We start from the raw sequence: 23,829 nt of genomic DNA, 5'->3' as shown, positions 1-23,829 counted from the left end.
TTTTAGCTAAAACGAGGTCACCGGGGGATTCGTACCTCTGGTGACCTCGTCATCTTAAAACGAAAAGAGGTGTTTGTTATGGCTGGTTTTAGGATGGAGAGGATCAATAAGGAGCTTCAGAGGGAAATTTCAAAGCTTCTTGAGTTCACCGTGAAGGTTGAACACGCTAAAAAAGCGGTAATAACCGGAGTGGACTGTAGCAGGGATTTGAAAATTGCCAAGGTTTATTTTACCACCCTTATACCCGAGGATCGCAGAGAGGTATCGGAGGCCCTTAGAAAGGTAAAAACCTTCCTGAGAACCTCTATCGCCCAAACTTTAAGGATGAGGACGGTCCCTAAATTATCCTTTGTCTACGACGCTAGTGGAGATTACGGAAGGTCTATCGACGTTCTACTCGATAAAGCGATAGGTTTGCACAGAGACGAGGCTGAGAACAGGGATGAAGAGGAACTCTAGTGAGTCTTTAAAAAAGCTTTTATTGTCAAAAAAAAAGTGGATCGTCATAAGTCATGTTAAACCTGATGGAGATACTTTAGGCTCTGCTAGTGCTTTGGTTCAGATGGGAATCTCTCTAGGTAAAGATGTCCTGTGGTGGGGTAGAGACCCTTTCCCTGAGAGATACTCTTTCTTACCCTTTTCTAGTCTATATAGCGAGAAAAGCTCTATTGTAAAAGAGGATTTTTTCGATGACCCCCTACTGATTTCGGTCGATGTAAGCTCGGTTGAAAGAGGAATAAAGGGAATGGATTTAGGGGAGCTAGCTGTTATCGATCACCATGGAGATAATCCCTGCTTTGGATCTGCAAACTGGGTGGACGGTAGCGTGTCCTCCGTCGGGGAAATGATCTATGATCTTTTCCATTTAATGGAAATAACTTTGACGAAAGAAATAGCTGAGTCTATTTACGTCGCTATAGTTACGGACACAGGAAATCTGTCTTTCTCTAACGTAACCAGTCATACCGTTAAGGCTATAGCAAGCCTTATCGATTGCGGTGTCGAGCCCCACATCATCTTGGAGAAGCTTTACAACAGAGATACTCCAGAGAGGCTTCGTCTCTGGGGCAGATCTTTTGAAAGGCTGAAATGGGACAGAGGCATTTGTTACTCCTACCTTCTGGAAAAAGATTTTGTTGATACCGGAACCGATCAAGACGATACCGAATCGCTTATAAACAGTTTTATGAGAATAAGGGATACGGAAGTAGCCCTCCTCTTCGTCGAAGACAAAGGGGAGATAAAAGTCAGTCTGAGATCGAAAGGTCAGGTGTCCGTTCAGCAAATAGCCCACCTTTGGGGAGGTGGAGGGCATATCTGTGCCTCTGGCTGTCGAGTAAAAGGTAATATCGATGAGGTGATTTCCGATGTCGTCAAAAGCATCCCCTTGCTGTAATGGTTTTTTATTGCTCGACAAGCCAGCTGGAGCCAGGAGCACCGACTGTGTGTCCGCAGTAAAAAGGGCTTTAGGAAGAGGGTATAAGGTAGGTCATGCTGGTACCCTAGACTCAACGGCTAAAGGTCTGCTGGTCATTTTAGTAGGAAAAGCAACCAGGCTATGTTCCTACGTTATGGATCTCCCTAAAGAATACGAAGGGACGGTCGTCCTAGGTAAAGTTACCTCTACCGACGATGAATCAGGAGATATTTTATCGGAGAAGAAGGTTCAACAGCTCTCGACGGAAACGGTATATAGCGTTGTTCCGTCTTTCTTGGGAATTCGAATGCAACGGCCTCCATCGATTTCCGCGATAAAGGTCGGCGGCAAAAGGGCCCATTTCGTGTCCAGAAATACTGGTTTGGTCACCCTGCCCTCTAGGCCAATATTCGTAAGCTCTCTGTCTATAGGAAAGGTAGACCTAGACTTAGGGGAAATAGATATAAAAGTATCCTGTCATAAAGGAACCTATATCAGAAGTATAGCCAGGGATATCGGAGAGATGTTAGAATGGGGAGGGTGCCTTAAAGATCTCACCAGAGAATCAATAGGTCCCTTTAACCGTTCAGGAGGCATTTCTCTCGATGAGCTTTCAAAACTGAGTTCCTACGAGCTTTTAGACCGTATAAGCTCTGTTTATTCTCTGTGTCAGTTTTATCCCTCCTATCGTATCCCTAATTCTATGATAGACGGCGTAAAGAACGGCGTAGGGGTGCCAATATCTGATCTCGCTGTAATATCCAGAGGCTTTATAGGAGGCGGTAAAAACGTTATTGCGATCGGAGACGGCCTATTTTCCTTTTGCAGACTGGAGATATCCGGAGATAAGGGGATGCTGATCCCAGAGACAAACATCTTTCTAGATGGAGGTGAAGTTCATTGATAATAGTTTTAGGCGCTTTCGATGGCTATCACCGAGGACATCAACAGCTTTTTTACGCAGCTAAAGCTATGTCTGACCTCTACGGAACAGGATGGACCGTCGTTTCCTTTACGCCCCATCCTAAAATGGTGCTGTTCAACGAGAGGATCTCCCTTCTATTCTCCTCCGATGAAAAAAGGGTTCTGGAAGCTATCCTAGATGTTCCCTCTGTCCTTTCTCTCCCCTTTACCTCCGAGCTTTCCTCGATGGAGCCTTTTGACTTTTTTTCGTATATAGACTCCGAACTACCTCTTGCTGGGATAGTCGTAGGGTACGACTTCAGGTTTGGAAAGGAACGAAAGGGCGATACGTCGACGATAAAAGATCTTTGTCTTGAAAGAGGTATCCCCTGTCAGGTGATACCTCCTTTTGAGATAGATGGTGATATCGTAAGCAGTACATCTATAAGGGACCTCGTCAGCAGAGGTAAGGTTGAAAAGGTGGAGAAACTTTTGGGGTATCCTTTTTTCATGGAAGGAGTGGTTACCTCCGGAAAATGCCGAGGTAGAGAGCTAGGTTTTCCGACCGCTAATATCTCTGTTCCATCCTTCAAAGCTATACCTGCTCCCGGCGTTTATGCTGGATCTGTTATGGTAAACGATAAATGGCTACCTGTGGCTATCTCAGTAGGACGTAACCCTACCTTTGGAGATATAGACGATAATAAAATAGAGGTTCACCTCATAGATTATTCCGGTGATCTGTACGGGAGAGATCTGATAGTCGTCTTTTTAGGTCGACTCAGACAAATGTACCGTTTCCCCGATTCAAAGGCCTTGATCTCACAGATAAAAACCGACGTGTGTCGTTCTAAAGAGATCTTCGCCCAAAAAAATGGCTCTATGGCCCTTTTTAAAGGTCCTTCGGTCTTGAATTTGCTTACAGATCGTGGTATGATTCCCTGCGTCCGAGATGCGGGCCTGTAGCTCAGAGGATAGAGCGACGGCCTCCTAAGCCGTAGGTCGAGGGTTCGAATCCCCCCAGGTCCGCCATTTTAGATAACTTTAAACAGCCACCCCGTAGTTTGCCGTAATAACGGCAGTCTGCGGGGTTTTTCTATGTACATAAATAAATATTGAATATCAAAATAAATAAAATTCAATATAACGATAAGGAGAAAGAATTTGCTTTTTGCGACAACTCGCTTGTGGAAAAACGTCTCTAGAGCTATAATGATCGTAGTCGGGTTGGGGAGGGGGTATGATGAATCGTTTAGTTGGTGTTCTTTTGGCTTTTGTCTCTACATTATCTATTTTCTATATCCTGTTTGTCCCGCTTCCATCGCTATCTATAGAGTTCAGCACAGGATCGATGGGAGGGGAAAGGGTAGTCGCTCTCGGTGAGATGTGGGAAACTAGGTACATCCACTCCTTAGAGCTGACCGAGGTCGAGGATGTATACGTTTTTGTCGATGGGAAAATTTGGTTATGGGAGGAGAGGGTTAAATCTCATAATGCGGGTTTGCCCACCGAGCCGTCTCGAACGGGGTTTTTCTCGATAGACGAGAAATGGATGAGATTCTTCGGTGGTCGTTTTTTCTCCGATAGGCTTGTTTTAAGGATAGGTGATAATGCCATAGGAAGGAACCAGCTTCGTTTTCCCCCGGGAAGATGGTTTGATGTCTTTAGCTATGTTCCTAAAAGTAGATGTGTTGTCGAGTTAAAAGCTCGGTCTGCGATGCTTTATCTGATGGGGATCTAGTATCGTATCAAGGAGGAGGGGTTTTTTTGAGCGACGTTAATAAGACTATAGACCTTGATGATTTAAGAAAACAGTTTGATACAGAGGCTAGGTACAGGGAGTTTGACGACTGGCAGGCAAAATTAATAACCGTTATCGCCGTCTCTATGTCTATCTTCCACTTTTATACCTCAGGTTTTGGTTTACTACTGGCTCTACAGCAAAGAGCGGTACACCTGGCTTTCGTTATGGGATTAGTTTTTTTGCTTTATCCTGCGAGAAAGAATTCTCCTAAGAATAAAATACCTATAACCGATTATATTCTGGCGGCGGTCGCTACCTACTCGGCCCTCTATCTGGTAATAAACTTTGACTCTCTGGTCAACAGGGCGGGGCTGCCAACGCAGACGGATATCGTGATGGGCTTCATATGTATTATCATGCTCCTAGAGGCGACTAGAAGGGTATCCAGTCCGGTGTTACCATGTATCGCTATCTTTTTTATCGTCTATTGTTTTTACGGTAGGTTTTTTCCTCAACTCTTTCAGCACAGAGGATTTTCCGTCAAGAGGATAATAAACCATATGTACCTGGGAACCGAGGGGATTTTCGGGATTCCGCTAGGGGTTTCCGCCACCTTTGTTTTTATGTTCATACTTTTTGGGTCGGTGCTTGAACAAACTGGCCTAGGTAAATTCATAATAGACTTGGCTATGGCCTTAGCGGGACACAGCACAGGTGGCCCCGCAAAGGTAGCGGTTTTAAGTTCTGGCCTTATGGGCTCTATCTCTGGATCCTCCGTCGCTAACGTCTGTACTACCGGTATGTTTACCATACCTTTGATGAAGAGCGTGGGCTACACCAATCACTTCGCAGGAGCGGTGGAGGCCGTCGCGTCCACAGGCGGACAGATCATGCCACCGGTTATGGGGGCTGCGGCGTTTATAATGGCCCAGTTCTTAGGGATCCCCTATATCCAGGTAGCCATGGCGGCTATAGTTCCCGCCCTTCTGTATTATTTTGCGGTGATGATTCAGGTACATCTGGAGGCAACCAGGCTCGGCCTGAAGGGACTTCCTAAGGAGCAATTACCTAAATTAATGCCTCTGCTGAAGAAAAAGGGACTTCTACTGATTCCGATAATAGGGATAGTCTACTTCCTTATCGCAGGATACACCCCCCTGAAGGCCGCTTTTAATGGTATAGTTATGAGCATAATAGTTTCCTATTTCAATAAAGAGACGTGGTTAACCCCTAAGAAGCTGATGATGGCCTTTGAGAACGGTGCAAGAGGAGCTATAGGAGTCGCCTGTGCCTGTGCTACAGTCGGTATCATCGTCGGTACCGCTACATTGACTGGCCTCGGGCTGAGGATAGCCAGTGCGGTCGTAGCTATCGCCGGTGGAAAACTTCTGCCGACCCTTATGTTGACCATGGTAGCCTGTATACTCCTTGGAGCAGGGCTCCCGACTACCGCTAACTTCATAGTTACCAGTACTATGTGTGCTCCAGCTCTATTTCAGTTAGGTGTCGCTCCTATCGCGGCGTACATGTTCGTCCTTTACTTCGGTATAGCGGCGGACCTCAGTCCCCCTGTTGCCTTGGCTGCCTACGCAGGAGCAGGTATCGCAGGAGCTGACCCCTTTAAAACCGGTGGTACCGCGATAAAATTGGCCTTGGCTGGATTCATAGTTCCCTATATTTACGCCTTCAATCCTATTTTGGTCCTAGTTAATTTTACTGCCGGCAAGTTTGCCATCGCCGTCGGTACGGCGATGCTCGGAGTTTTTTTGCTGGGTATGAGCTCTGTGGGATTCTACAAGGTTTCTATGCCCTACTATCTGAGGGCTGTTGCTCTAGGCGGTGCTATATGCCTGTTGATCCCTGGACTGTATAGCGATTTCATCGGACTTGCGGTTCTCGTCGGGCTCCATCTTCTACAGGTCGTTAGATCAAAGAGGGTATTGGCATAAAATAGGGGCTTGTTTTGCCCATATCCGGTGATACGTGATACAATTTGATGTCCTATGATAGGCCGCCTCAAACGAGGCGGCATTTCCGTATTGAGAGGTGACGGCTTATGTCAAAAGATTTTAAAGAAACGCTGTGTTTACCGCAAACCGATTTTCCTATGAGGGCTGGGCTGGCAAAAAAAGAGCCACAGTTTTTGGCTTTTTGGAACGACATGGACCTCAATAGCAAAATCAGGGATAAAGGGCAAGGAAGAGACTGCTTTATTCTTCACGATGGGCCTCCTTATGCCAACGGCCATATTCACATAGGGACTGCTTTTAATAAAATACTCAAAGATTTTATCCCAAAGTTCAAGTCCATGAGAGGATATTACTGTCCGTACGTGCCTGGTTGGGACACCCATGGTTTGCCTATCGAGCTGAAAGTCCTTAAGGATCAGGGGGTCGATAAGGACTCTATCGATCCTGTAGAGCTCAGAAGCCGTTGCACTAAATACGCCCTGGAGTTTCTGGATATCCAGAGATCCGAGTTCCGTCGTCTCGGAGTGATCGGTGACTGGGATAATCCCTACATAACCTTAAACCCCGAATACGAAGCGGCACAGATAGGGGCCTTTGCGGATATAGTCGAAAAAGGCCTCGTCTATAAGGGTAAAAAACCGGTTTATTGGTGCATAGACTGTCAGACAGCTCTCGCGGCGGCGGAAATTGAATACGGAGATGAGACCTCACCGTCTATCTACGTCGCTTATTCTATGCCTGAGGTTGGTGAAAAAATAAATGTCCTTAAAGGCAAAGACGTAAACGTTATTGTTTGGACCACTACGCCTTGGACTCTTCCTGCAAGTATGGCGGTAGCGATCCACCCCTCCTACCAGTATGCTTTCGTCCCCTGCGGAGACTCTGTGTACCTCATAGCGGAAGAGCTCAAAAAGGAGATCGAAGAGGCTACCGATATGGTCTTCGGTGAGCCTTTAGCGAGGGTCAAGGGAAAGGAGCTGGAGGGAGTAAAGGCTATACATCCCTTTTATTCCGACAGGGAGACTCCTATAGTTTTGGCGGATTACGTGGTCTTGGATACGGGCACCGGCTGTGTTCACACCGCTCCTGGCCACGGTGTAGAGGACTACGAAACAGGAATACGCTACGGAATAGATGCCTACAATCCTGTTGATTCGTCGGGAAAATACGTCCCAGAGACCGAGCTTGTAGGTGGAATGACCCTTGAAGAAGGGGAGCAAGTCGTCCTGGACGTGCTGTCGAGGAGCGGAAGGCTCCTTGGAAAGAAAAAGATCGTTCACTCCTATCCCCATTGTTGGAGATGCAAGAAGCCTGTCATATTCAGGTCCACCGATCAATGGTTTGTCAACGTATCCAATTTCCGTAAGGAAGCCTTGGATACTATAGACAAGGTCCAGTGGATCCCTGAGTGGGGAAGAGACAGGATCTACAATATGGTGAGAGACAGGTCCGACTGGTGTATCAGTCGCCAAAGGGTATGGGGTGTGCCTATTCCGGCGTTTTACTGCAAGGAATGCGGAAAGGCTATTTTGGATCCTAAAGCGATAAGGATGGTCCAGGAAAAGGTTCGGGAAAAGGGTTGCGACGTTTGGTGGCAGGATTCCCCTCAGGATCTTATCGGCGACCTTGCACAGTGTCCCGAATGCGGCTGCACCGATATAGAGAAGGACCGTGACATCATGGACGTTTGGTTTGACTCTGGAGTCAGCCATTTTGCGGTCCTAGGGACCAGACCAGATCTTAGCTGGCCTGCTGATCTCTATCTTGAAGGCAGTGACCAGCACAGAGGCTGGTTTCAGACCTCACTCCTTACCTCCGTTAGCACCAAAGGTATAGCTCCCTATAAGGCGGTTCTTACCCACGGTTTTATAGTGGATGGAGAAGGTAAGAAAATGTCGAAGTCCATAGGCAACGTGGTTGCCCCTCAGGAAATTATAGATTCCTACGGAGCGGATATTTTAAGGCTCTGGGTAGCCTCTACGGACTATAAAAACGATATCAGGATATCCGATACCATATTAAAAACATTGAGCGAAGAATACAGGCGAATCCGAAATACCGCCAGGTTCCTTTTAGGCAATCTGAGCGACTTTAATCCATCGACAGACATGGTGCCTTACGGTGATCTATCTTCCTTTGACAGATGGCTCCTGTCTAAACTGAACAGGTTGATCGCAAAGGTAACGAAAGGCTATGAGTCTTACGAGTTTCATATACCTACGGTCTCTATACATCAGTTTTGTGTGAACGAACTAGGGTCTCTTTATCTGGATGTCGCGAAAGACTGTCTTTACGCCGACGAAAGAAAGTCCTCGTCGAGGAGATCCATACAGACCGTTATGTGGCGTACTTTAAACGCCCTGGCAAAGATGCTTGCCCCTGTGCTTAGCTTTACGTCCGAGGAGATATGGCAGGAGCTTAAAAAAATCGATTCCAGTCAGCCAGAAAGCGTCTTCCTGACCGATTGGCCTGAAGTGATCGAGGACGAGATAGATCCAGAGCACGAGGAGAAGTGGGCTCGCATAATTGACCTGAAGGGGGCTATCAGTCGATCTATAGAGCTCTGTCGATCAAGAGGAGAGCTAGGTAAGTCCTTAGAGGCTGCGGTCACCGTAGTAAACCAAGGCGATGGCCTCTCAGAGCTTTTGTCGAGAGAGGAGTGGGAGAGGATAGCTATAGTATCCTCTTTCCTATGGGTCGATGGATGCGACGAAGCCCAAAAAGACGACGAGACAGGCTACTTGATAAAAATTTCTACCGCATCAGGAGAAAAATGTCCTAGATGTTGGCGAGTTTCCCAGGACCTTGACGATCAAGGTCTTTGTCCCAGATGTCATACCGTGATGTGACGGTTCACACTGGCAATGATCACGAAACCGAGAGCCTGTCCGATTCAGGACAGGCTCTCGGTTTCGTGGAAGAGGCAATAGAGGTTTCGGCCGAGGAGGAGGGGAGTAGGGCAGATGTAGTTTTATCCGATCGCCTAGGCTTGTCTCGTTCCTTTGTCCAAAGGTTGATCAAGGAGGGGGCGGTCTCCTGCACCCTAAAATCCTCGATGAAGCCCTCTTATAAAGTGAGATCAGGCGAGGTCTTAGCCGTAAAAATTCCTCCTCCCAGACCCTCGGACATCGTTCCTGAGCCTGTCGATTTTTCCGTAGTCTACGAAGATGATCAGATAGTTGTCGTGAATAAGCCAGCTGGAGTAGTGGTTCACCCTTCTCCAGGACATTGGAGAGGTACCTTAGTTCACGGTCTGCTTCATCGTTTTCCCGATATAGGGTCGATAAACGACGTTATAAGACCTGGTATCGTCCATCGCCTTGATGGCACTACATCTGGACTGATGGTTGTGGCCCGAAACTCTAAATCCCTTATCAGTCTTCAAGAATCTTTCCAAAGACGAAAGGTGGATAAGATATATCTAGCTATGGCCTACGGTCGTCCTATAGTCGAAAAAATAACCGTTAACGCTCCTATAGGGAGAGACGATAAAAATCGCTACAGGATGGCGGTTATCTTCGACGGGAAAGAGGCTTGTACCGATATTCAACCTCTTTGGAACAGATCTCCTTATTCTTTTGTGTCCTGTAAACTTCACACCGGAAGGACTCATCAGATAAGGGTACATATGAGACACCTAGGGGCTCCTCTCCTCGGTGACTCTCTCTACGGATTCAAGGTAAAAAAACGGGGTCTTCCCGAGGATATGCTAAATAATAGGGTTTTTCTCCACGCTTGGAAGTTGACTATTCCCCATCCATCGACAGGGGTGGATATCTCTTTTCGAAGCGTTCTGCCTAAAGATCTTATCTATCCTCTGAGAGAAATTCTTTCCAGTAAAGGTGGTCTACACTGATGGACTTGCTCTCTTTGTAGGTTACCTGAGCAGGTCCAGCTCCCTGTATGTGTTTGACGTGTTTTTTGAAGGTATAGTCCACTGGACGATTTTCCTTACCCGAGTTTTTTGAGTGATGCAGAGCCAGGGATGCCCCAATTTTTATCCCCTGTTCCAGCAAATCCGACGTGTTTGGCGGGTTTTTCATTATGACATGTGATCCTGGAGCCTCGTGGACGTGAAACCAGATGTCATTTGCGTTTGCTTCTTTAAAAGTAACGTGTCTGTTTGACCTTTCGTTGAGGCCAACCAGGAAAAGCATTTCATTGAATTTGTATTTTAACATAGGCGGCTCGGATTCTTTTTGAGGCTTTCTTTTTGTAGATGGGGTTAGTTCAGAGATCAAATCTCTTAAAACGTTAATATCCTCGATCCTCTCTATAGTTTCAGCTTGATTTTTAGCTTCTTCCAGAGCCGCCTCTACCTCTCTTAGCTTGGCCTGAACTTCGTTTTTATCACAATTGTATTTTTTGTATTTTTTAAAATACCTCTTGGCGTTTTGAGAGGCGTCGAGAGAGGGATCCAGGTCGACCTCTAAGTTTATCTCTCTTCCAGATGTATCCCAATATACAAGAGCGGCTTTAGTGGATCTAAGTGGTATCCTGCCGATATTGGATAGAATAGCCTCTCCTTTGATCCTAAATGAGTTTGCTTCATCGGCCATAGTCAGCTGTTTTCGTAGTCCATCCAGATGCCGTCCTAAGCTTTTTATTTCTTTCTGAGTTGCTTTTGAGCCTTTTTTTATTAAATCGGATCTCTTTTTTTGTTTTGATGATATCAATATTTTTTCGTAGACTAGATTTTCGACGTTTCCTGTGATTTCTTTACCACCATCCAGTATCCACGGCCAGAGAGTTATATAGCCATCTATGTCCTGAATCAATAAATCTCCGTCGCACTCGAGTAGTTTTTTTAGTCCATCGGATACGGCAAATTTCTTTAAAGGGTTTAACTGTATCTCTTCCTTTAGCTTAGAGGCCAAAGCCTTGCCTATTCCTAAAGGGGAGCATAGGTAACCTTCGATGTTTTCAGGAGAGACCGATTCGACGGATATCCCCTCAAGAGGCGGTGGTCCCTGATAATCCACTCCTGGTATGATGGTGCGATATCTGTTTATCTCGGGGTGAATGTGCCTAGCTGCCTCTATGATCCTATTGTTTTCATCTAGAAGTATTAAGTTGCTTAACCTTCCCATGAATTCAGCTACTAAGGTCGTCTTAGCGCCTATTCCCGCACCTACGTATCTGTAAAATTCTACGCAGAGGACTCGATCGTCGTTTTTTTGATATATCTTTTTTATCTTTGCTCCGGTAATATGTTTTGAAAGAGCTAAAGAGATCCCTCCTCTTACAGCTCCCATCGTTTTTGCAACTCCGTTATTATCACCGGTTAGGGACGCTCCAAAATTATCCTGTGACCAGGAGATGAAGATCCCTTCTTTTCCGGCCTTGAGTATAGCCCAGTCTTTTCCCCCATCCACCCTCTGGATGGAGAAGTTTTCAAGTTTTTGGGAAAGAGACCTTGCCAATACTCGTACCATTTCCGGTCCGTATCTCATAGTGCTTGTCCCCCTTTTTTATCCCGTAAGCCGACGGAAGGGCGGTTGTTTTCTTGGGATAGACTAATCTTTTTTTCGGCACTTGACAAGATGGCTCGATATGAGTAAAATTATCGCCGTCTTGAAGGAACAGGGGCTGTGGCGCAGAGGGAGCGCGATTCCTTCGCAAGGAATAGGCCGGGGGTTCGAATCCCCCCAGCTCCACCAAATCGACCCACGTTCGGGGCGTAGCGCAGTCTGGTTAGCGCACCTGCTTTGGGAGCAGGGGGCCGAAGGTTCGAATCCTTTCGCCCCGACCAGTAATAATCTTCGCCGGTATGCGGAAATAGCTCAATTGGTAGAGCACTAGCCTTCCAAGCTGGGGGTTGCGGGTTCGAGTCCCGTTTTCCGCTCCATTTTTTGCGCCGGTAGCTCAGTTGGATAGAGCAACGGCCTTCTAAGCCGTGGGTCGCGGGTTCGAATCCTGCCCGGCGCGCCAACTTGTTTTATGGTGAGTGTAGTTCAGTCGGTTAGAACGCTGGATTGTGGTTCCAGAGGTCGGGGGTTCGAATCCCCTCACTCACCCCATAGTCTTTATCTTCATGGTTATTGGATTTTTTTTTTTGGATCGTTAGCTCAACAGGCAGAGCACCTGACTCTTAATCAGGGGGTTACAGGTTCGATTCCTGTACGGTCCACCATTCTTATGTCCTGCCTCATGCGAGAGTGGTGGAATTGGTAGACACGCTGGACTTAGGATCCAGTGCCTTTTGTGCGTAGGGGTTCAAGTCCCCTCTCTCGCACCATTCTTCGTTTAGATTAAAAAGCAACACCCTTCCCCCATCTACTCTATCCCTTAACTATTCCCTTTAATGACCTTTATTCTTTTGTCCCAGATGCCTGTTTTTATGATAGAATCGGGCTATGTTTTTCGTGCCTAAAAGACGTTAGCGAGGTGCTTTGTGTTGTCCGAGAGTCGGCTAAATAGGGAAGAGCGGATTATAGCGATGGCTGGCGGTGACCGAGAACTAGGGGCCGAATTAGCTAGGATATTTTTGAGCCATTATGAAGGGATGCATCAAGAGCTTAAAGCGGCGGTAATGGGTGGAGATCCCCTAGAGGTCCGCAGGATGGTTCACACAATAGAAGGTAGTTTGGGAGCGATGGGCAGTCTCGATTCGATATCCGCCTTGATGGAGCTAGGCCAGGCTGGAAGGGATCTGGAGACGAGCCTTTTCCTTCCTCTGTTTTTAAAATATGAAAAGGCTATTCTGTCGTCAAACGAGATGTTGAAGGAGATAGCCCTGTCTCTGGATTGATGCTTATCACGTTGTCCTGAGGAGGATTTAGCATCATGACGGTTTGTGATATACTACCGTGGTATTTTTGACACTGTATGTTTTGAAAGGGGTTGCTCCTAGTGAGGTCAGAGATCTTGTCGCAGGAAAAAAACGTTGTAACAATAAAGGTGGTAGTGGAGGAAAAGGACCTCTCCAAAGAGGTTTCTAAAACCTATGACAGACTATCCAAAAACGCGTCTATACCGGGTTTCCGAAAGGGAAGAGCCCCTAGAAAGGTCCTTGATCTTCGCTTTGGTAAAGATGCTATTCTAGCTGAGTCCATGGAAGAGATGATTCCCTCTTTGTTGAGGGAGCTTACCACCGATTACGATCTTGATCTCATCGAGGATCCCGACATCAAGGTTGATCTCCTAGAGGAAGGCAAAGATGCCGAGCTTACCGTTGTCTTTGAGGTAGAGCCGGAGGTATCTTTAGCCGACCTATCGAGCATCGAGGTCACTTTAAACAAAATGGATGTTACCGATGAAATAATAGATAACGCCGTCGAGGACCTTCGCCGGGAGCATTCCAGTCTGAACACCGTCTACAGAAAGAGCTCTCTTGGAGATGTGGTCATCGCCGATTACACCACCGTAGTCGTCGACGAAGGGGGAGAGGAGTTGGTCTCCCATCCAGCGGAGACCCATTCCTTCGACCTTAACGCAGAGGGCCTTAAACCAGAGATTCTTGAGGTTCTGACCGGTGTGGAGATCGGCGAGGAAAGAGACGCTGAGGTAACCATAGACGAAGGATACAGGGACGAAAAACTTGCAGGAAAGACCGCTAAGTATCACTTCTCAGTTAAGGAAGTCCAAGAGCGAGTCCTTCCCGAGCTAGACGACGATTTCGCTAAAAAGGTCATGGGAGATGATGGAGAGATCATCTCTCTCAGGGATAAAATAAAAGAGCAGATTCAGAACAGAATGGACGAAGAAGGCCGTCGTGTAGCAGAGGGAGAGATGATCTCCAAGGCAGTAGAGGCATCTTCCGTTGAGGTTCCCGTGTCCATGGTAGGTAGACAGAAGGACCACCTCCTAAAGGGATTCGAGGAAAGGAAAGAGACAGCTCCTTCCGAGGAAGAGCTTATCAAAAAGGCCGAGGCGGATGTTAAAGAGTACCTGGTATTGGAGGCCTATGGAAAGAGCCTTGGAGTCGATATCTCTAAGGAAGACTTAGACGAGGAGTTCTCCAGATTATCCCAGATGTACGGTATAGCCGTTGAAACGGTTCGAAAGGCTCTATTGAATGACAGAGATAGGGTTAACGGAATGGCTAACAAAATACGTCTCAGAAAAACCCTTAAGGCTATGATGGAGAAGGTCAAAATAGAGGAAAAAAAGCTTAACTAGACGGAGGAGTGGAGGTGTCCATATGTATGTCCCTTACGTCATAGAGCAAACCGGTAGAGGTGAGCGTTCCTACGACATATACTCCAGATTGCTTAAAGATCGAATCGTTTTTATCGGGGATGAGATCAACGATCCTTTGGCTAACTCGGTCATCGCCCAGATGCTTTTTTTGGAGAGCGATAATCCCGATAAAGACATCTATTTCTATATAAATTCCCCTGGAGGGTCCACTACCTCAGGTTTGGCTATCTACGATACTATGCAATATATAAAGTGCGATATATCCACAATCGTAGTGGGTATCGCCGCCAGTATGGCAGCGGTCCTATTAGCAGCAGGTACCGCTGGCAAGAGGATCTCCCTCCCTAACAGCAGGGTTATGATTCACCAGCCCTGGGGAGGCGCTAGAGGTAAAGCCTCGGATATGGAGATACAGATAAGAGAGATTCTCCACACAAAGGCAACCTTGAATGACATTCTTGCTAGCCATACGGGAAAAGATGTTAAAATAGTAGAAAAAGATACAGAGAAGGACTACTATATGTCAGGGGAAGAAGCATTGGCCTATGGCCTTGTGGACAAAGTTATCGATAGACGATAGAGCTCGGCTCAACGGCCGCACAGATAAGGGAGCCCCTGTGGGTATCCCTTATTTGTGCATTCTTAGGCTATCGTTGAAAGATCTTTACCTTTGGAGTCCTAAGGGAGGATAAACCATGAAAAATTTTAGCGATATAAATAGAACCGGCGAGAGAGGCATTAGGTGCTCTTTCTGTGGAAAAACCCAGGAAGAGGTCCTAAAACTTATAGCTGGACCGGGAGTTTACATATGCAACGAGTGCATTAACCTATGTTCTCTGCTTCTACAGGAGGACCAAATTTCGGGTGATATGGCCGTCGAGGGTGAGTCAGGCCTTGAGTTTACCTCAGTACCTAAACCTAAAGAGATAAAGGCATATCTCGATCGTTACGTAATTTCCCAGGAGCACGCTAAAAAAGCGGTCTCCGTAGCGGTCTACAACCATTACAGAAGGATACAGAACAATATAGACAAAGACGGTGACGTAGAGATACAAAAGAGCAACCTGCTTTTGACCGGTCCTACTGGTTCCGGTAAAACCCTGCTCGCTCAGAGCCTCGCCAAGAAGTTAAACGTTCCATTCGCCATAGCCGACGCCACAACGTTGACGGAGGCTGGGTATGTAGGAGAGGACGTGGAGAACATCCTGGTCAGGTTGCTTCAGGCTGCGGATTACGATATAGCCGCTGCTGAAAGAGGGATAATATATATAGACGAAATAGATAAGATAACCAGAAAATCGGAGTCAACCTCTATAACGAGGGACGTATCAGGAGAGGGCGTCCAGCAGGCTCTTCTCAAGATATTGGAGGGTACCGTCGCCAACGTTCCTCCTAAGGGCGGCAGGAAACACCCTTATCAGGATTTTTTACAGATAGACACCAGCAATATCCTTTTTATCTGTGCCGGTGCTTTTGATGGCCTTGAGGACGTAGTTGCCAAGAGGGTCAATAAAAAGGTCATTGGCTTTGGAGGAGATCTTAGAAAAACCACCAAAGGAAAGGATTTTGAGCTCCTTTGTCAAGCGGAGCCCGACGATCTTATGGCTTACGGTTTTATCCCTGAGATTATCGGCCGTCTGCCTGTACTGGTTCCGATGAACTCTCTCGACGAGGACGCTCTCGTCCGAATTCTCACCGAGCCTAAAAACGCCCTTATTCGGCAGTACCAGAGACTCTTTGAGCTGGAAGGCGTCGAGCTGGAGTTTACCGAGGACGCTTTGAGACTGGTGGCTCAAAAGGCACTCGAGAAGAACACCGGTGCCAGAGGTCTTCGTACTATTCTGGAGGGCAGAATGCTGGATTTGATGTATAACCTTCCTTCCAGAGAGGACAGGGTCGTGAGGATTATCCTGAAAAAGGGCTTTGTGGAGGGGGCGGAGGAAGCTACCTTCGTGCTCGATACCGACGAGGAGGTCGCTTAGGATATGTTATACGTCCTCCCTGTCCGGGATATGGTCATGTTTCCTGGGGCCATCGCGCCTCTTTTTGTAGGACGCCCGCGGTCCCTCAAGGCCATTGAGCTCTCGGTGCTGGAGGACCGAAAGATCTTTGTCGCCACACAGAAGGATCTATCTGTAGATGATCCAGAGGGAGAGGACATCTACTCCGTCGGGACTCTGTGCAACATCCTCCAGATGATCAGGGTCCCAGACGGCTCCACGAAAATACTGCTTGAGGGCCTGGAGAGGATGAAGGTTAACTCCTATTCCAAGGGCAAGGAGGCTATAACCGCGGAAGCGGTTCCCCTTGAGACCGGTCCCTGGGAAAAAGACGAAAAGATAGAAGCTCTTAAAAGGACCGTCGTCCTGGCCTTCGAAGAGTACGTCAACCTTCACCCTAAACTTCCGACGGAAATCCTTATATCCGTTGGATCTGTGAAAGACTTCGATAAAATGTCCGACCTGCTCGCTTCTCACCTTACCGTAGACCTAGAGGTAAAGCAGGGCCTTCTGGAGTGTAACAAGCTAGAGGACAGGCTTGAACTGATGTTGAGGATAATCCTGGAGGAAAACGAACTTCTTAAACTGGAGCATCAGATACACTCAAGGGTCCAGCAGGAATTGGAACAAAGTCAGAGGCAGTATTACCTGAAGGAACAGCTTAAAGTTATCAGGTCGGAGCTGGGACAGGACGACTCTGACTCGGAGATGGACGACTATTACGAGCGAATAGAGAAGGCCTCTCTCCCCGAGGAGGTCGAGGAAAAGGCGAAGGAAGAGCTTAAACGTCTCTCTAAAATGCCCTCTATGTCCGCCGAGGCTACTGTGGTTAGAAGCTATATTGACTGGATCCTCAATATGCCCTGGAACAGCACCACCGAGGATATCCTTGATCTCTCCCGTGTCGGTGCTGTCCTCGACTCCAACCATCATGGTCTTGAAAAGGTAAAAGAAAGGCTACTGGAGTTTATCGCCGTTAGAAAACTGGCTGGAGAGAAATCCAGGGGAGGAATACTTTGTTTGGTAGGCCCTCCTGGAGTTGGAAAAACCTCCTTAGGTCGTTCCGTTGCAGACGCTATGGGCAGAAAGTTTGTCAGCCTCTCGCTTGGCGGTGTCAGAGATGAAGCGGAGATAAGGGGACATAGGAGAACCTATATAGGCTCTATGCCCGGCAGAATTATCCAGAAGATAAAACAGGCGGGAACCAAGAATCCTATAGTCCTAATGGACGAGATCGATAAGCTTGGGAACGATTTCAGAGGTGATCCAGCTTCCGCCCTTCTGGAGGTTCTTGATCCCAAGCAAAACTACGCTTTCACCGATCACTATCTAGAGGTTCCCTTTGACCTCAGTCAGGTTCTCTTCATAACCACCGCCAACATAACCCACAGCATTCCTAAGGCCCTCCTGGACCGTATGGAGGTAATTGACCTGTCGGGCTACGTAATGGAGGAAAAGGTCAGGATAGCCAAAAAGCACCTCTTCCCAAAACTTTTAGAGGAGAACGGATTGAAGAGGAAGGACATCTCTATATCCGATGGAGTTTATAAAAAGATAGTCCAGGAATACACTAGAGAGGCGGGGGTCAGGAACCTGGAGAGGAAGATCGCCACTATATGCAGAAAAGCGACTATGCAGATAGTTCGAGCTCAAGGCCATGAAGAGTTGAACCTTCCTGTGGCCGTCACCGCGAAAAATCTAAAAGATTTTTTAGGTGCTCCTAAAAAATACGATCTTCGTCTTCCTAAGACACCTCGTAGAGGCATCGCTCTCGGACTTGCCTGGACTCAGACCGGAGGAGAAGTCCTGGTTATAGAGGCTGTATCCAGTGAAGGTAAGGGACAGATCACCTTGACCGGTAACTTAGGGGCTATCATGCAGGAATCGGCTCAGACAGCGATGGGGTACCTTAAAGGTCATGCGGCTCAGTTAGGTCTTAAGGGGATAAATTGGAGCAGTTTTGACGTCCATCTTCACGTCCCAGAGGGTGCGATACCTAAGGACGGACCTTCCGCCGGAATAACTATGGCGGTGGTCATCCTATCGGTTATAGCAGGAAGGAGATACCGGCCTGAGGTCGCTATGACCGGTGAAATATCCCTGTTAGGACAGGTTCTTCCTATCGGTGGGGTCAGAGAGAAGATACTCGCTGCAAAAAGGCACGGTATAAAAACTCTGATCGTCCCGGAGGGAAACCGTCCAGACATAGAGGAGCTTGAGGATTGGGTTACCGAAGGTCTTCGTTTCGTTTTTGCATCAACGGTAAAAGAGGTCTTTAAACACGCACTGGAGGTCGAATAATGTCTTCATGGAAGACAAGTTTACTCTGTACCGCCTTTGAGCCACGGCAATTTCCTCCAGAGGGGTTTCCTGAAATAGCTATAGCAGGACGTTCAAACGTTGGAAAATCAAGCCTGCTTAACGCTCTTATAGGTCAAAAAACGGCTCACGTCAGCTCTAAACCCGGAAAGACAAGGAGCATAAACTTTTTCAGGGTGGAAACGGAGATTCCTTTTCACCTTGTAGATCTCCCTGGCTACGGCTTTGCATCTAGAAGCAAGACTGAGCAAGAGGTCTGGAAGAGGCTTATAGAGAGGTACCTCGTGAATAGGGAGTCCCTAGCTTTAATAGTGCATCTCGTCGACTTTAGACATGGACTTTTAAAAAACGATCGAGAGCTACAGGACTGGGTTTCCTCTATGGAAATTCCTATGCTGACGGTCTTTACAAAGATAGATAAAATCGCCAGAGGCAAGAGAAAAGGCGAACTGGTAAAGTACGTCAAGTCAGGTCTGAAATCCATAGATATGCCTATTTTAACTTCAGCGGAGGATAAAACAGGCATAGATGAGCTCAGAGGATTCTTTGGGTCATATTTAGCGGAATGGAAGGATATAGTCGAGATGCAAGGGGGAAATGAGGATGGTTTTTAGAAACACAGGGCTTCCTAAGAACTACGATCCTGAACCTATAGAGGATAAATGGTATCAAACCTGGTTGGACAAGGGCCTGTTCGACGCGGATGTAGACCACTCTAGAGAGGCCTTTAGCGTGGTGATCCCTCCCCCTAACGTTACGGGATCGCTGCATATGGGACACGCCTTTAACAATACCTTTCAGGATATAGTTTGCCGATACAAGAGGATGAGGGGATACAACGTCCTTTGGCTGCCCGGCACCGATCACGCAGGCATCGCCACCCAGAACGTCGTTGAAAGACAGCTAGCTCAAGAGGGCCTCTCTAGACACGATATGTCCAGAGAGGATTTCGTAAAAAAGGTCTGGGAGTGGAAAGAAGAGTACGGCAATAGGATCATCTCCCAGCAGAAAAAACTGGGAAACTCCTGCGATTGGAGACGGCTCAGGTTCACCATGGACGAAGGGCTCTCCAAAGCGGTCCGTGCTGTATTCGTGAGGCTCTACGAAAAAGGCCTTATATACAGAGGAAAATACATCATAAACTGGTGCCCTAGGTGTCAGACCGCTCTTTCCGATCTAGAGGTCGAGCACTCGGAGGAACCGGGCAAGCTCTATTACGTAAACTATCCTCTCGTCGGAGAGGAAGGGGCGATACTCGTAGCTACCACCCGCCCGGAGACCATCCTAGGAGACGTAGCAATCGCCGTACATCCTAGAGATGAGAAAAACCAAAAACTGATCGGCAAAAAAGTCGTCGTCCCACTGACAGGAGGGCGAGAGATCCCCATAATAGAGGACAACATGGTGGATCCGGAGTTTGGAACGGGGTTCGTCAAAATAACCCCAGCTCACGACCCTAACGATTTCCTGGTTGGACAGAGACATGGGTTGGAGCAGCTACAGGTGATAGATTCCCAGGGAATTATGAACGAAAATGCCCTGGAATACAGCGGGATGTCGGTGGAACAGGCTCGGGTTAAGTCAGTAGAGGACCTCAAAGAACTAGGAGCACTGATCAAGGTGGAGGAACTTCCTCACCAGGTAGGACATTGCTACCGCTGTAACACCGTAGTCGAGCCTTATCTTTCGGAACAGTGGTTTGTAAAGGCGAAACCTCTTGCGGATAGAGGGGTTAAGGCTGTAGAAGACGGCGACATTCGGTGGCTTCCGGAACACTGGACGAAAACCTATTATCAGTGGATGGAGAACATAAGGGACTGGTGTATATCCAGACAGCTATGGTGGGGCCACAGGATACCCGCTTGGACCTGCGAGAGCTGCGGAAAGCTCATAGTTTCCGAGACCGATCCCGATATCTGCGTCGACTGTGGCTCAAAGTCCCTCGTTCAGGACGAGGATGTTCTGGACACCTGGTTCAGCAGTGCCTTATGGCCTTTCTCGACCTTAGGATGGCCTGAAAATACCGAGGAGCTTAGACATTTTTACCCTACGTCTCTTATGGTTACCGGTTTTGACATTATATTTTTCTGGGTATCCAGAATGATAATGATGGGAATGGAGTTTATGGACGAAATCCCTTTCAAAGACGTCTATATTCACGCTCTTGTCAGGGACGAAAAAGGTCAAAAAATGAGTAAGTCTAAGGGAAACGTAATAGATCCCTTAACCATGATCGATCAATTTGGGGCAGATGCCCTGAGGTTTACCGTCGCAGCCCTTACTATGCCCGGCAGGGATATACTGCTCAGCCCCTCTAAGATAGAGAACTATCGTCATTTTATCAATAAAATATGGAATGCAAGCCGTTTTGCTCTGATGAATTTGGACAGTTCTACCCCTACAAAACCCTCTGTAGATGAGCTAAATCTCCAGGATCGTTGGATAATGGAACGACTGCGATCGGTGACCTCTCAGGTTACGTCCTTTTTAGATGAATATCTTATAGGGGACGCCGCAAGGCTTCTGTACGATTTCATATGGGGCGATCTCTGTGACTGGTACCTCGAGATGAGCAAACCAGCCCTGAGAGGAAATGAAGGAGAGGCCAGGAAGAACGCCAATCTGTGGGTTCTCCAAGAGGTATTTAGAGGGGTTCTGTGTCTGCTTCACCCTTTCGTGCCCTTTGTAACCGAGGAACTCTGGCAGGCTTTTGGTTTAGAAGGGGAGTCTATGGAGGTCGATAACTGGCCTACAACAGACGAGATGGCTGAGTTCCCTGGAGTAGAGGAAGAGATGAAAAACCTCCAGGAGATCGTTCGTTCGATCAGAAACCTCAGAGCTGAAGCGGGTATTCCTCCCCAGAAAGTCGTCCCTCTTTCGGTGATCAGGACCGACTCGTCCTGGGGGAAAAACTTAATCGAAAACAGCGGAGATATGATCTGTCTTCTTGCGAAGGTCCAGTCTATCAAGGTGATTCCTACGGGAGATGTTCCGCCCACCCTTTCTCTGAGTTCCGTTTTAAGCTCCGGCATCGCCTACCTCCCTGTAGGGGACGTACTGGATATCGATGGAGAGTTGACGAGATTGAGGAAGGATCTTGCCCAAGTCCAATCCGATTTGGCCAAGAGCTTAGGAAAACTCTCTAACGAAAACTTCGTAAAAAGAGCTCCGGAGGATATCGTTTTACAGGAGAAGGAAAGAGTAGAGTCCTTCGAGAAAAAGATCAAGAGGATAGAGGAAAACATAACAAGTCTCTCTATGGAGTGATAGAACTATGAACTTAAAATCCTACGAGGAAGTTGACTCTTACTTGACGACCCTCTCTAACCCTGGGATAAACCCAGGGTTAGAGAGGGTCTCTATGCTTCTGGATCTTTTAGATAATCCAGAGGTACGTTTCCCCGCTGTCCACGTCGTCGGGACCAACGGCAAGGGATCGACGTCGGCGATGATAGACCGTTGCTTTCGAGAGGCCGGCTATAGATCGGCACTGTACACTAGCCCTCACTTAGTTCACTTTGGGGAGAGGCTCACCGTTAACGGAGTCCCTGTTTCCTCGGATAAATGGATGGATGCACTTAAGAGATTGGAATCTATCGTCGATTCCAATGTTTTCTTTGACGATGATAGACCCACCTATTTTGAGCTATTGACGGTAGCAGCTATTCTCATTATGTCGGAAAGCGACCTTGACGTCGCGATAGTAGAGGCCGGTATGGGGGGAAGGCTGGACGCGACCAACAGACTGGCTAACGTCGTTTTATCGGTTGTTACCCCAATAGCTATGGACCACTGTGAATATTTAGGCAACACCTTAGAGGCGGTGGCCTCGGAGAAGTTTGCGGTTATCAGGCCAGGAAACAGGGCGGTTTTCGCAGGAGACGATGGAGGAAAGCTAAGCGATCAATTTATCGCCCTCTGCGATAAACTAGGGGCTAGTTATGTCGTAGCGGACCGAGATTATCCTATAACGTCGATAGAAACCGATTTTTGTGGCACTGGATTTGAAATTTTACATCAGGGGAAAGTAGAGAGTATAAGGACGTCCTTAGTCGGGCGATATCAGGCCCGTAACGGCAGGCTTGCCTACGTTTCCTGTAAAAAGCTTCAAGAGATCTTTCCTAAAATGACCGATAAAGCCGTTCTTGGAGGCCTCGCCGATACGGTTTGGCCTGGTCGTCTTGAGGTTCTTCCCTCCTCCAAGGGAACTGTGCTGGTAGACGGAGCCCATAATCCCCACGGAATGAGAGCCCTGGTTGAGACCATACTGGAACTGATAGGGGATCTGGAGATCGGGGTTTTATATACCTCTATGAACGATAAAGATTACGATTCTGTTCTGGAAATTTTATCAAAAATTCCATGTCGGATTTTTTGTACCACCTTACCGGACAACCCTCGATGTGCGTCCTCTGGGGAGGTGCTGGATAAAGCTAGAAGGCTTGATTGGTCCAGCCCACCGGAGGCATTTGACGATCCCGCTGAAGCCCTTGAAAGGGCTCTAGAGAGTTTCCCCTTAGTTCTATGTTGCGGGAGCCTTTACTTGGTGGCATGGGTCTCGGGTCTTTTAAAAAAAAATGATTCCCCGTTTCGTTGAGTCGTCTATAGCGGGGCTTCCTGCTATGGACTTGATCTTAGACGAGGAGGTCAAAGGCAGGCTGTTTTTGAAAAACGACCTTTTGTCACCTCAAAAGTATATCCTGGAAAAGGTTGTAGATCCTCGATATAGGATTATATCCCCTCTTCAAGTTCATGGTAATGTCATATTGACCGATGGTCCCTCCCTGCCCGATAGGCCCGAGGGAGACGGTATTTTGCTAACAAAAGGCGATACCGTAGCCTCTATTCAGGTAGCCGATTGCTTTCCGGTCCTCATCTCCAGCGGAGCAGGGACTCCATGGAGGCTTGCTTTACATTCAGGTTTCAAAGGGACTATCGAAAACATAGTGGCCTCTGGATTGGAAATCGCTCGTGTTAAACTGAATGTAGACACTAAAAACTCTTTCGCCTGGATTGGCCCTGGTATCGGTCCTTGTTGCTACGGTAGGAAGCTGGATGATCCCTGGACTCAAAAAGCCATGAAAACTATCGGTTATAAATTTTTTTCGGTTGACGGTAACGTAGTCTTTTTCGACCTCCCTTGTCTAATATGTCATCAATTGATGGAACTTGGAATTCCCTCTGAGAATATCGTGTCCTGCCCTGACTGCACCTCCTGTCGGGAGGATAAGTTTTTTTCCTACCGGAAAGGATGGCAAAAGGAGAGGATGGTATTGTTAACCTACTTCTAGTGGTCGTAAAGTGTTGAGGATGCCACTTTTACCTCAGTTAGGG

Annotated in this window: 18 protein-coding genes and 8 tRNA genes; 25 read left to right on the top strand and 1 reads right to left on the bottom strand. The window is 47.5% G+C overall.

Translation table 11 applies throughout. The annotated features are described in order from the left end of the window. Positions 1-78: 78 nt before the first annotated feature. The 9 genes from rbfA (at position 79) to B9Y55_RS00550 (ending at position 9,890) form a co-directional block, all read left to right on the top strand. Complete coding sequence (gene rbfA / locus B9Y55_RS00590) at positions 79-459, top strand: 30S ribosome-binding factor RbfA (RefSeq protein ID WP_085543408.1); 381 nt, start codon at positions 79-81, stop codon at positions 457-459. Beyond that, positions 443-1,396, top strand: a complete 954-nt coding sequence (locus B9Y55_RS00585) for a DHH family phosphoesterase (RefSeq protein WP_085543407.1) — start codon at positions 443-445, stop codon at positions 1,394-1,396. Before rbfA ends, B9Y55_RS00585 begins: the two co-directional genes overlap by 17 nt. After that, entirely contained in the window at positions 1,368-2,321 is a 954-nt protein-coding gene (gene truB, locus B9Y55_RS00580) for a tRNA pseudouridine(55) synthase TruB (protein WP_085543406.1), read from the top strand. Before B9Y55_RS00585 ends, truB begins: the two co-directional genes overlap by 29 nt. Further along, the gene (gene ribF, locus B9Y55_RS00575) at positions 2,318-3,286 is read left to right on the top strand and encodes a riboflavin biosynthesis protein RibF (RefSeq protein ID WP_085543405.1); all 969 of its coding nucleotides are present in this window, start codon (positions 2,318-2,320) and stop codon (positions 3,284-3,286) included. Before truB ends, ribF begins: the two co-directional genes overlap by 4 nt. After that, a tRNA-Arg gene (locus tag B9Y55_RS00570) sits at positions 3,277-3,352 on the top strand. Before ribF ends, B9Y55_RS00570 begins: the two co-directional genes overlap by 10 nt. 211 nt (positions 3,353-3,563) lie before the next feature. Next, the gene (locus B9Y55_RS00565) at positions 3,564-4,061 is read left to right on the top strand and encodes a DUF1850 domain-containing protein (protein ID WP_159448169.1); all 498 of its coding nucleotides are present in this window, start codon (positions 3,564-3,566) and stop codon (positions 4,059-4,061) included. Then, the gene (locus B9Y55_RS00560; RefSeq protein WP_085543403.1) at positions 4,007-6,013 is read left to right on the top strand and encodes a TRAP transporter permease; all 2,007 of its coding nucleotides are present in this window, start codon (positions 4,007-4,009) and stop codon (positions 6,011-6,013) included. The genes B9Y55_RS00565 and B9Y55_RS00560 overlap by 55 nt, the downstream gene beginning before the upstream one ends. A gap of 107 nt (positions 6,014-6,120) precedes the next feature. Further along, the gene (gene ileS / locus B9Y55_RS00555) at positions 6,121-8,883 is read left to right on the top strand and encodes an isoleucine--tRNA ligase (RefSeq protein WP_085543402.1); all 2,763 of its coding nucleotides are present in this window, start codon (positions 6,121-6,123) and stop codon (positions 8,881-8,883) included. After that, positions 8,880-9,890, top strand: a complete 1,011-nt coding sequence (locus tag B9Y55_RS00550) for an RluA family pseudouridine synthase (RefSeq protein WP_407641435.1) — start codon at positions 8,880-8,882, stop codon at positions 9,888-9,890. The genes ileS and B9Y55_RS00550 overlap by 4 nt, the downstream gene beginning before the upstream one ends. Here the strand turns inward: B9Y55_RS00550 and B9Y55_RS00545 are convergent. Further along, entirely contained in the window at positions 9,841-11,487 is a 1,647-nt protein-coding gene (locus tag B9Y55_RS00545) for an NFACT family protein (protein ID WP_085543400.1), read from the bottom strand. The two genes, B9Y55_RS00550 and B9Y55_RS00545, sit on opposite strands and share 50 nt — an antisense overlap. 132 nt (positions 11,488-11,619) lie before the next feature. Between B9Y55_RS00545 and B9Y55_RS00540 the strand changes: the two genes are divergently transcribed. From B9Y55_RS00540 to B9Y55_RS00470, 16 genes are all read left to right on the top strand, one after another. Beyond that, a tRNA-Ala gene (locus B9Y55_RS00540) sits at positions 11,620-11,694 on the top strand. Positions 11,695-11,708: 14 nt separating this feature from the next. Continuing rightward, positions 11,709-11,786: transfer RNA gene (locus tag B9Y55_RS00535), tRNA-Pro, on the top strand. Positions 11,787-11,806: 20 nt separating this feature from the next. After that, positions 11,807-11,882 (top strand) — tRNA-Gly (locus B9Y55_RS00530). 6 nt (positions 11,883-11,888) lie between these two features. Beyond that, positions 11,889-11,965, top strand: a tRNA-Arg gene (locus B9Y55_RS00525). A 12-nt stretch (positions 11,966-11,977) separates the two neighbouring features. Further along, a tRNA-His gene (locus tag B9Y55_RS00520) sits at positions 11,978-12,054 on the top strand. Between the two features lie 37 nt (positions 12,055-12,091). Continuing rightward, positions 12,092-12,167 (top strand) — tRNA-Lys (locus B9Y55_RS00515). A 19-nt stretch (positions 12,168-12,186) separates the two neighbouring features. Beyond that, positions 12,187-12,272, top strand: a tRNA-Leu gene (locus B9Y55_RS00510). 267 nt (positions 12,273-12,539) lie between these two features. Further along, a complete protein-coding gene (locus B9Y55_RS00505) occupies positions 12,540-12,785 on the top strand; it encodes a hypothetical protein (RefSeq protein WP_085543399.1) in 246 nt (81 codons plus the stop codon). Between the two features lie 116 nt (positions 12,786-12,901). Further along, positions 12,902-14,155, top strand: coding sequence for a trigger factor (gene tig, locus B9Y55_RS00500; RefSeq protein ID WP_159448168.1), 1,254 nt, complete (start codon positions 12,902-12,904; stop codon positions 14,153-14,155). Positions 14,156-14,177: 22 nt separating this feature from the next. Continuing rightward, on the top strand, positions 14,178-14,756 hold the full coding sequence (gene clpP, locus B9Y55_RS00495) for an ATP-dependent Clp endopeptidase proteolytic subunit ClpP (protein WP_085543397.1): 579 nt from the start codon (positions 14,178-14,180) through the stop codon (positions 14,754-14,756). A gap of 115 nt (positions 14,757-14,871) precedes the next feature. Then, positions 14,872-16,158, top strand: a complete 1,287-nt coding sequence (gene clpX, locus B9Y55_RS12965) for an ATP-dependent protease ATP-binding subunit ClpX (RefSeq protein ID WP_143340756.1) — start codon at positions 14,872-14,874, stop codon at positions 16,156-16,158. Positions 16,159-16,161: 3 nt separating this feature from the next. Further along, positions 16,162-18,477 (top strand): endopeptidase La, encoded by a 2,316-nt coding sequence (lon, locus tag B9Y55_RS12960; RefSeq protein ID WP_143340755.1) that lies wholly within the window; start codon positions 16,162-16,164, stop codon positions 18,475-18,477. Further along, on the top strand, positions 18,477-19,109 hold the full coding sequence (yihA, locus tag B9Y55_RS00485; RefSeq protein WP_085543396.1) for a ribosome biogenesis GTP-binding protein YihA/YsxC: 633 nt from the start codon (positions 18,477-18,479) through the stop codon (positions 19,107-19,109). Before lon ends, yihA begins: the two co-directional genes overlap by 1 nt. Next, positions 19,099-21,762: a valine--tRNA ligase gene (locus tag B9Y55_RS00480; protein ID WP_085543395.1), complete on the top strand. Its 2,664-nt coding sequence runs from the start codon at positions 19,099-19,101 to the stop codon at positions 21,760-21,762. The genes yihA and B9Y55_RS00480 overlap by 11 nt, the downstream gene beginning before the upstream one ends. A gap of 7 nt (positions 21,763-21,769) precedes the next feature. Continuing rightward, positions 21,770-23,092, top strand: coding sequence for a bifunctional folylpolyglutamate synthase/dihydrofolate synthase (locus tag B9Y55_RS00475; protein ID WP_085543394.1), 1,323 nt, complete (start codon positions 21,770-21,772; stop codon positions 23,090-23,092). Next, positions 23,073-23,786 carry a purine nucleoside phosphorylase YfiH/LACC1 family protein gene (locus B9Y55_RS00470; protein ID WP_085543393.1) on the top strand — a complete coding sequence of 238 codons (714 nt, stop codon included), beginning with the start codon at positions 23,073-23,075 and terminating at the stop codon, positions 23,784-23,786. Before B9Y55_RS00475 ends, B9Y55_RS00470 begins: the two co-directional genes overlap by 20 nt. Positions 23,787-23,829: the final 43 nt, after the last annotated feature.

Source organism: Dethiosulfovibrio salsuginis (assembly GCF_900177735.1).
In the GTDB taxonomy this organism is placed as follows: domain Bacteria; phylum Synergistota; class Synergistia; order Synergistales; family Dethiosulfovibrionaceae; genus Dethiosulfovibrio; species Dethiosulfovibrio salsuginis.
Note: the sequence above shows the minus strand (reverse complement) of the source record. Positions and strands in the feature narration are given on the sequence as shown.